The 6,843-nt window shown below is 38.5% G+C and carries 6 protein-coding genes and 1 pseudogene; 5 read left to right on the top strand and 2 right to left on the bottom strand.

Annotation, left to right across the window (positions count from 1 at the left end):
- Nucleotides 1–85 precede the first annotated feature (85 nt).
- Nucleotides 86–964: a LysR family transcriptional regulator gene (locus QP439_RS08595; RefSeq protein WP_049492829.1), complete on the bottom strand. Its 879-nt coding sequence runs from the start codon at nt 962–964 to the stop codon at nt 86–88.
- A gap of 127 nt (nt 965–1,091) precedes the next feature.
- Nucleotides 1,092–1,442, bottom strand: a complete 351-nt coding sequence (locus tag QP439_RS08590; protein ID WP_285389538.1) for a helix-turn-helix domain-containing protein — start codon at nt 1,440–1,442, stop codon at nt 1,092–1,094.
- A 273-nt stretch (nt 1,443–1,715) separates the two neighbouring features.
- Between QP439_RS08590 and QP439_RS08585 the strand changes: the two genes are divergently transcribed.
- From QP439_RS08585 to QP439_RS08565, 5 genes and pseudogenes are all read left to right on the top strand, one after another.
- On the top strand, nt 1,716–3,341 hold the full coding sequence (locus QP439_RS08585; protein WP_285389533.1) for a malolactic enzyme: 1,626 nt from the start codon (nt 1,716–1,718) through the stop codon (nt 3,339–3,341).
- A 202-nt stretch (nt 3,342–3,543) separates the two neighbouring features.
- A pseudogene (locus QP439_RS08580) lies at nt 3,544–3,663 on the top strand (IS630 family transposase); the annotation flags it as partial.
- Between the two features lie 382 nt (nt 3,664–4,045).
- Nucleotides 4,046–5,023: an ABC transporter substrate binding protein gene (locus tag QP439_RS08575; RefSeq protein WP_285389530.1), complete on the top strand. Its 978-nt coding sequence runs from the start codon at nt 4,046–4,048 to the stop codon at nt 5,021–5,023.
- 11 nt (nt 5,024–5,034) lie between these two features.
- Nucleotides 5,035–5,928: an ABC transporter permease gene (locus tag QP439_RS08570; protein WP_285389527.1), complete on the top strand. Its 894-nt coding sequence runs from the start codon at nt 5,035–5,037 to the stop codon at nt 5,926–5,928.
- Between the two features lie 12 nt (nt 5,929–5,940).
- A complete protein-coding gene (locus tag QP439_RS08565; RefSeq protein WP_285389525.1) occupies nt 5,941–6,744 on the top strand; it encodes an ABC transporter ATP-binding protein in 804 nt (267 codons plus the stop codon).
- Nucleotides 6,745–6,843 lie beyond the last annotated feature (99 nt).

Here is a 6,843-nt window from a genome sequence, read left to right as displayed (position 1 = left end):
GAGCTTAGCTTTTCTTCAACCCACTACAGTTGACAAAGAGCCGCTTTTCTTCAACCCACTACAGTTGACAAAGAGCCGAGTTTTTCTATTCATATGATTTAAGGAGTTTAAATAAGGCTTCTATTTCTGATGACGGTGTAGCTGATTTAAGGTAAGCGTAATAAACTGTAAAAGTTATCTTATCCTTCGGTATAAGAGGGATTTTTATTAAATCATCATCTTCATCAGAAAGTGCGATATCAGCCAGTAAACTAAGGCCAATCCCTTTCTTTAAAAGTTCTTTAAGAATGACAATATCATCTGTCTTAAAGAATATTTCTGCCTTGTTTTGATGCTTTTGATTAAGCATTTCAAAAGCTTTCAGGTGAACAAAGTGTTCGTCTAAGAGTATAAAGGATTGATCTACTAATTCTTCAAAAGCGAGGGAAGGAACAGTGGCAAAAGGATGGTTCTTAGATAAAACGACATACAGTTCTTTATGAAATAGCTCGTGTGTCTCTATTGAAGGATAATTGAGAGGTTCAATCAAACCGAGTAGGCTTGCATTAAGGCCTCCCTTAAGGAGAAGGTTTAATAACTCTACGGAGCCACCGCGGATAGGACGTATCTTTTTTAAAAAATCGAATTTATCTTTTTCGTTTAAGGCAGCAAAGAGATACTGAATGATAATAGGAGGGAATCCTACAGTAGAGTATTGTGCCAAGGAGCGATTAATTTCTTTGCGAGTAGAAATGACCTCAGGTAAGATCAGTTCTGTATGCTTTAGAAGGATTTGTCCTTGAGGAGTTAGCTTGAAGGAACGATGCGAGGGGTCATGGTGAATCAATTTGCAGTTAAAGTATTCCTCTAAGCGCTTGATAGCATAAGAAATAGATGGTTGGCTGACTTTATGTTGTTTTGCTACTTCCGTATAGGATTGAAGCTGGCAGAGGTCATAAAAATATTGTAGATCTTTTAAATTCATATGGGTTCACTTTCATTAGTTGGAGAAGGAAAATAAGTGGAAAACAGCAGATAAATAATTTTTATCCGTATCCTACAATTTGACTATACGAGTATTCACCAGTTAAAATGTAAGTGAGTCAGGGATCTCAAAGATTATCTAAGATACTCTCAAAAATGACCAACATTTTTTCTCGTTTATCAATAGGGAGCTGTTTAATCTTCATGTTGATTCTTTTGAGTGAAAGATTGTCACTCTTATCAGAGGTTGATTCAAGGCTATCAAAATTGAAAAATTCCTCTGGGGTCATTTCTAGGGCGTAAATCACTTTTTCAAGACTGTGAATGGTCAGATTCACATTTTGGTTTTCAAGTTGATTGATATACTTAAGCCCGAGTCCTGCTTGTTCTGAAAGTTCTTCCTGGCTCATTTTATTCTGTGTTCGAAAATATTTCACTTTTTGGGAAATATATTGTTGTAAATAGTTTTTAGTTGTCATATAAATAGAATACAAGTTTTATATGACAAAAAAACACCTTAAAAAATACAAAGTATTGCATAACATACCCAGATGATATTTATTTTAATTAGGATTGTCAATTTGTATGATTGGTTTATTTTACTCGAAACTTTTAGTAAAGAGAGATCATCGAGAGTTTGATGAGTTCAGAAATTTATAACATATGCGTATACAATTGTATTATTTAAACAACAACGTTTCATGAACAATTCGTTTCATGTGGTATAATATAAATAAAAAGGAGGTTGCACTATGACTGCACATGATATTTTAAATAATCCTTTCCTCAATAAAGGTACTGCCTTTACCTTAGAGGAGCGAAAGGAACTAGGCCTTATTGGTTTACTGCCACCGTATGTTCAAACGATTGAAGAACAAGCGGCGCAAACTTATGCACAAATGCAAACTAAAGCCAATGATTTGGAAAAACGTCTTTTCCTAATGGAAATTTTTAATACCAACCGGACTCTTTTCTATTACCTCTTTTTTCAACATTTGGAGGAATTCAATCCAATTGTATACGATCCAACCATTGCAGATACCATTGAAGGCTATAGTGATCTTTTTGTAGATCCCCAATATGCGGGATATCTTGATATTAATCATCCTGAAAATATTGAAGCTACTTTGAAAAACGCTGCCGGGGGTCGCGAGATTCGTCTCATTGTTGTAACAGATGCAGAAGGAATCCTTGGAATTGGCGACTGGGGAACAAATGGTGTCGATATTTCTGTTGGGAAATTGATGGTCTATACAGGTGCTGCTGGAATCGATCCTTCGATGGTCCTTCCTTTAGTCATTGATGCAGGGACTAACCGTGAAGAACTTCGTAACAATCCTAATTACTTAGGAAATCGTCACGAACGGGTCCGCGGAGATCGTTACTACGACTTCATTGACCAATTTGTTCAAACAGCAGAACGTCTCTTTCCTAAACTCTACCTTCACTGGGAAGACTTCGGCCGCTTGAATGCTGCCAATATTCTTGAAAAATACCGGAAACAAATTCCGACCTTTAATGATGATATTCAAGGTACAGGAATCGTTACCTTGGGTGGTATCTTTGGTTCGCTGGATATTAGTGGTGAAAAATTAACAGATCAAGTTTATCTCTGCTATGGTGGTGGTACTGCGGGTGCAGGAATTGCCTCTCGTGTTCTTCGTGAAATGGTAAGTGAAGGTCTTTCTGAAGAAGAAGCCTATAAACGTTTCTTTATGGTTGATAAACAAGGTCTTCTCTTTGATGACATGGATGACTTGACACCAGAGCAAAAACCATTTGCTAAGAAACGTGCTGACTTTAGTAACGCAGATAAGTTGACTGACCTGCTTGAAGTAGTGAAGACTGTGAAGCCAACCATTCTTGTAGGAACTTCAACTCAGCCTAATACCTTCACTAAAGAAATAGTAGAAGCTATGTGTGAAAACATAGAACGTCCAATGATCTTCCCTTTGTCAAATCCAACTAAATTGGCAGAAGCTAGTGCCAAAGATTTGATTGAATGGTCAGATGGCAAAGCTTTTGTCGCAACAGGAATTCCTGCTGATACGGTTTCTTATAAAGGTGTAGACTATGTGATTGGTCAAGCAAATAATGCCCTGATTTACCCAGGTCTTGGTCTAGGTATGCTGGCTTCTGAAGCAAGTCTTTTGACTGATGAAATGATTGGAGCAGCGGCGCATTCATTGAGTGGTATTGTCAATCCAGGCCAACCAGGAGCTCCTGTCTTGCCACCATTCAAGTATGTAGCAGATGTTTCTATTAAAGTAGCAGAAGCAGTCGCTAAAAAAGCACAAGAGCAAGGTCTTGCACGCGCTAAGGAAACAGATATGGCCAAAGCAGTTCGTGATTTGAAGTGGTATCCAGAGTATAAATAATTCATTTCTGCTGCCTATCCTCGGGATACTTGGCTTATTTTGGATATGTTAGCAATCTACAGAGTTGATAACCGAAAAGTAAAGAGATTGTCGTATTGACTATTGGTTTTAAACAGTATAAAATAACTGTCGATTTTTTGTCCGACTGCCAAGAGTCAGTTTAATACTATACTAAAATCAAAACGCATTATATAATAGTGATATGAAATCAACCAAAGAAGAAATACAAGTTATCAAAACACTTTTAAAAGACTCTAGTACAACTAAATACTATAAAAGTATTCAAATCGTTCTATTTTGTCTAATGGGCAAATCTTTGAAATTATCCTAAAAGAATTATGAAAGAATTTTCGAAAAATTTTAAAAAATTCTGAAATATTCTTGACAGGTGATGAAAAAGGTGGTAAGATAGGAAACATCAAAAAAGAAAGCAGAAAAAGAAATGAATAAGAGACAAGCTGTAACGATGAATCAAAACTTTTACTTTAGCTACTTTAGATAGTGTTTGTAGACATGTCACCATGGATGCAAACAGTTCAAGCAATTTGTTTGTATCTATGTGGCTAAGATTTTTGATTGTGGTCCATATAGATGAATATCTAAATGGACTAGCTAAGTTGTAACTTGTTAGATTATTTCAAGCATCCGTTTAGATAGTATCTAGGCGGTTTTTTGTTTTATCTTTTCTGAGAAGGAGTTTCATTATGAAAGTTGTTCGGAAATTACTAGCACCCCTCTTGGTAGTGGGAATTCTCTTGACCTCTCTGATCAGTTTGCATCAGTTGAAGGCAGATAAGAAAAAAGATGTATTTCGTATCGGTATTTCACAATTTATTACCCACCAGTCCTTAGACGCTACTAGAGAAGGTTTTGTGGATGAGTTGGCCAAGCAAGGCTATATTGAAGGGAAAAATATCGAGATTGATTTGCAAAATGCACAGGGAGAACAACGAAATCTTAAAACGATTTCCCAGCAACTAGCAGAATCTAGTGATGTCGTTCTAGCTATCGCAACGCCTTCTGCTCAGAGCTTGGCCAATACAACACAAACGACACCGGTTATCTTTTCAGCGGTAACAGATCCTGTCAGTGCCAAGTTGGTTGAGTCAAGAGAACACCCTGGGGGCAATGTGACTGGGACAAGCGACCAGTCATCAGATGCCATTTCAACCCAAATCAATTTGATAAAGAAAGTGTTACCCAAGGCTAAAACGATTGGAATTCTTTATACTCAGAGCGAGCCAAACTCAGTTTTCCAAAAGGATGAAGCTAAGCGTCTTTTGGAAGAAAAAGGCTTTAGTGTTGTTGAAAAAACAATCTTGGACAGTAACAACGTCAAGGCGGCAGCAGAGAGTTTGATGGCAGAGGTGGATATGGTTTTTGTACCAACGGATAATATCATTTCATCAACCATGGAAACAGTCAAGCAGGTTTCTATTAAACACAAGGTTCCGGTATTTGGTGGTTCAACAGAAATGATTGCTGTGGGTGGCTTGTATAACTACGGAACTAATTATGAAGAATTGGGAAGACAGACAGCTCGCATGCTGATTCGTGTTTTAAAAGGTGAGAAGCCAGAAAATATAGCAGTTGAGTTGCCTGAAAAACTGGAATTGCATACCAATCAAGAAATGGCAGATGCACTAGGAATTGATATTAGTAAGTTAGAAGGCAAGGAATAAGGAGGTTAAGGATGAATTTTGTGTTATCTAGTTTATCAGAAGGTTTGCTATGGTCGATTATGGCTATTGGGGTCTACTTGACTTTCCGTATTTTGGATATTGCAGATATGACTGCTGAAGGAGCCTTTCCTCTGGGGGCAGCAGTCGTTGTATCACAGATACAGGCAGGGACAAATCCTTGGATTGCGACCTTACTTGCTTTGCTGGCAGGTATGGTAGCAGGTCTAGTATCAGGAATGCTCCACACCAAGATGAAAATCCCAGCTCTCTTGACAGGGATTGTGACCTTGACAGGGCTTTATTCCATCAATATTAAAATCATGGGAAGTGTGCCCAATCTTTCCTTGGGAGATTCTGCAACCGTCTTTAAACAATTGGCGAGCTTGGGTCTGTCAAATGAAGAAGCTGTTTTCTCATTCAGTTTGGCCTGTCTCTTACTTGTTTGTTTGGTCTTGACTCTTTTGATGAAGACGGAGATTGGTTTGGTCTTGCGTTCGACTGGGGATAATATTCCGATGAGTGAGGCCAATGGGGTCAATGTAGACACCATGAAGATTGTTGGTTACATGATTTCAAACGGTTTGATTGCCCTATGTGGTTCCTTGTTTGCCCAAAATGATGGATTTTCAGATGTGACTTCTGGGACAGGAACCATCGTTGTTGGTTTGAGTGCAGTGATTATTGCGGAAGTCTTGATACACGACTTGACCATTGGAAGCCGCTTATTATCCATCGGAATCGGTGCTATTGTATACCGTTTGATTATTTTAAATATCTATGAAATTCCAAATCTAGATCAAAACTTGGTACGTCTCTTTAATGCAATCTTGCTAGCCTTAGTTTTATTTGCACCAGAATTGCAAAAGAGATTAAAGATTCGTGGTCTGAAATTGAGAAATGAATAGGAGGAGAAAGTTATGGTAAGTTTGTTAACACTTGAAAATATTCACAAAACATTTGAAGCAGGGACGGTCAATGAGAACCATGTCCTCAAAGGATTAGATTTAGAGGTTGAAGAGGGAGATTTTATCTCTGTGATTGGTGGAAATGGAGCAGGGAAATCCACTTTGATGAATATCTTGGCTGGCAATCTATCGGTGGACGAAGGGGACCTTTTATTGGCAGGCAAATCCATTAAAAATCTGAGTGTAAGAAAGAGAGCCAAGGATATTGCACGTGTTTTTCAAGATCCTAAGATGGGAACAGCTTCTCGTTTGACGATTGAGGAGAATATGGCTATTGCCTTGAGACGCGGGCAGAAGAGAGGGCTTGGCTGGGGTGTGAAGGAGAAGGATAGAATCGAGTTCCAAGAGGCCTTGAAGGAGTTGAATATTGGCCTTGAAAACCGCTTAAAAGTAGATACTCAATATCTCTCAGGAGGACAAAGACAGGCTTTGACCCTAGTCATGGCAGCTCTGGTGAAACCCAAACTCTTGCTTTTGGATGAACATACTGCGGCACTTGACCCGAAAACGAGTCAAATGGTGATGGATTTGACGCAAAAGATTGTGGAACACCATCAGTTGACGACTTTGATGATTACCCACGATATGAACCATGCGATTGAGTACGGCAATCGTCTCATTATGCTCTATCAGGGTAAGATAGTGGTGGATGTCAAGGGAGAGGAGAAAAAGCATCTGACGGTTGAAGATCTCATGCATCTCTTCCAGAAAAATAGTGGCCAAAGTCTAGTCAGTGATGAATTGGTTTTGGGATAAAGAAAAAGGCTGAGATCTGGTGTGTACTGACCCCAAAAAGTTAGACAATTAATTTAAGCAAAGGATTTAGTTCTGTATTGTACAGGGCTAAGTCCTTTT

Source organism: Streptococcus sp. UMB1203 (assembly GCF_030217725.1).
Classification (GTDB): domain Bacteria; phylum Bacillota; class Bacilli; order Lactobacillales; family Streptococcaceae; genus Streptococcus.
Note: the sequence above shows the minus strand (reverse complement) of the source record. Positions and strands in the feature narration are given on the sequence as shown.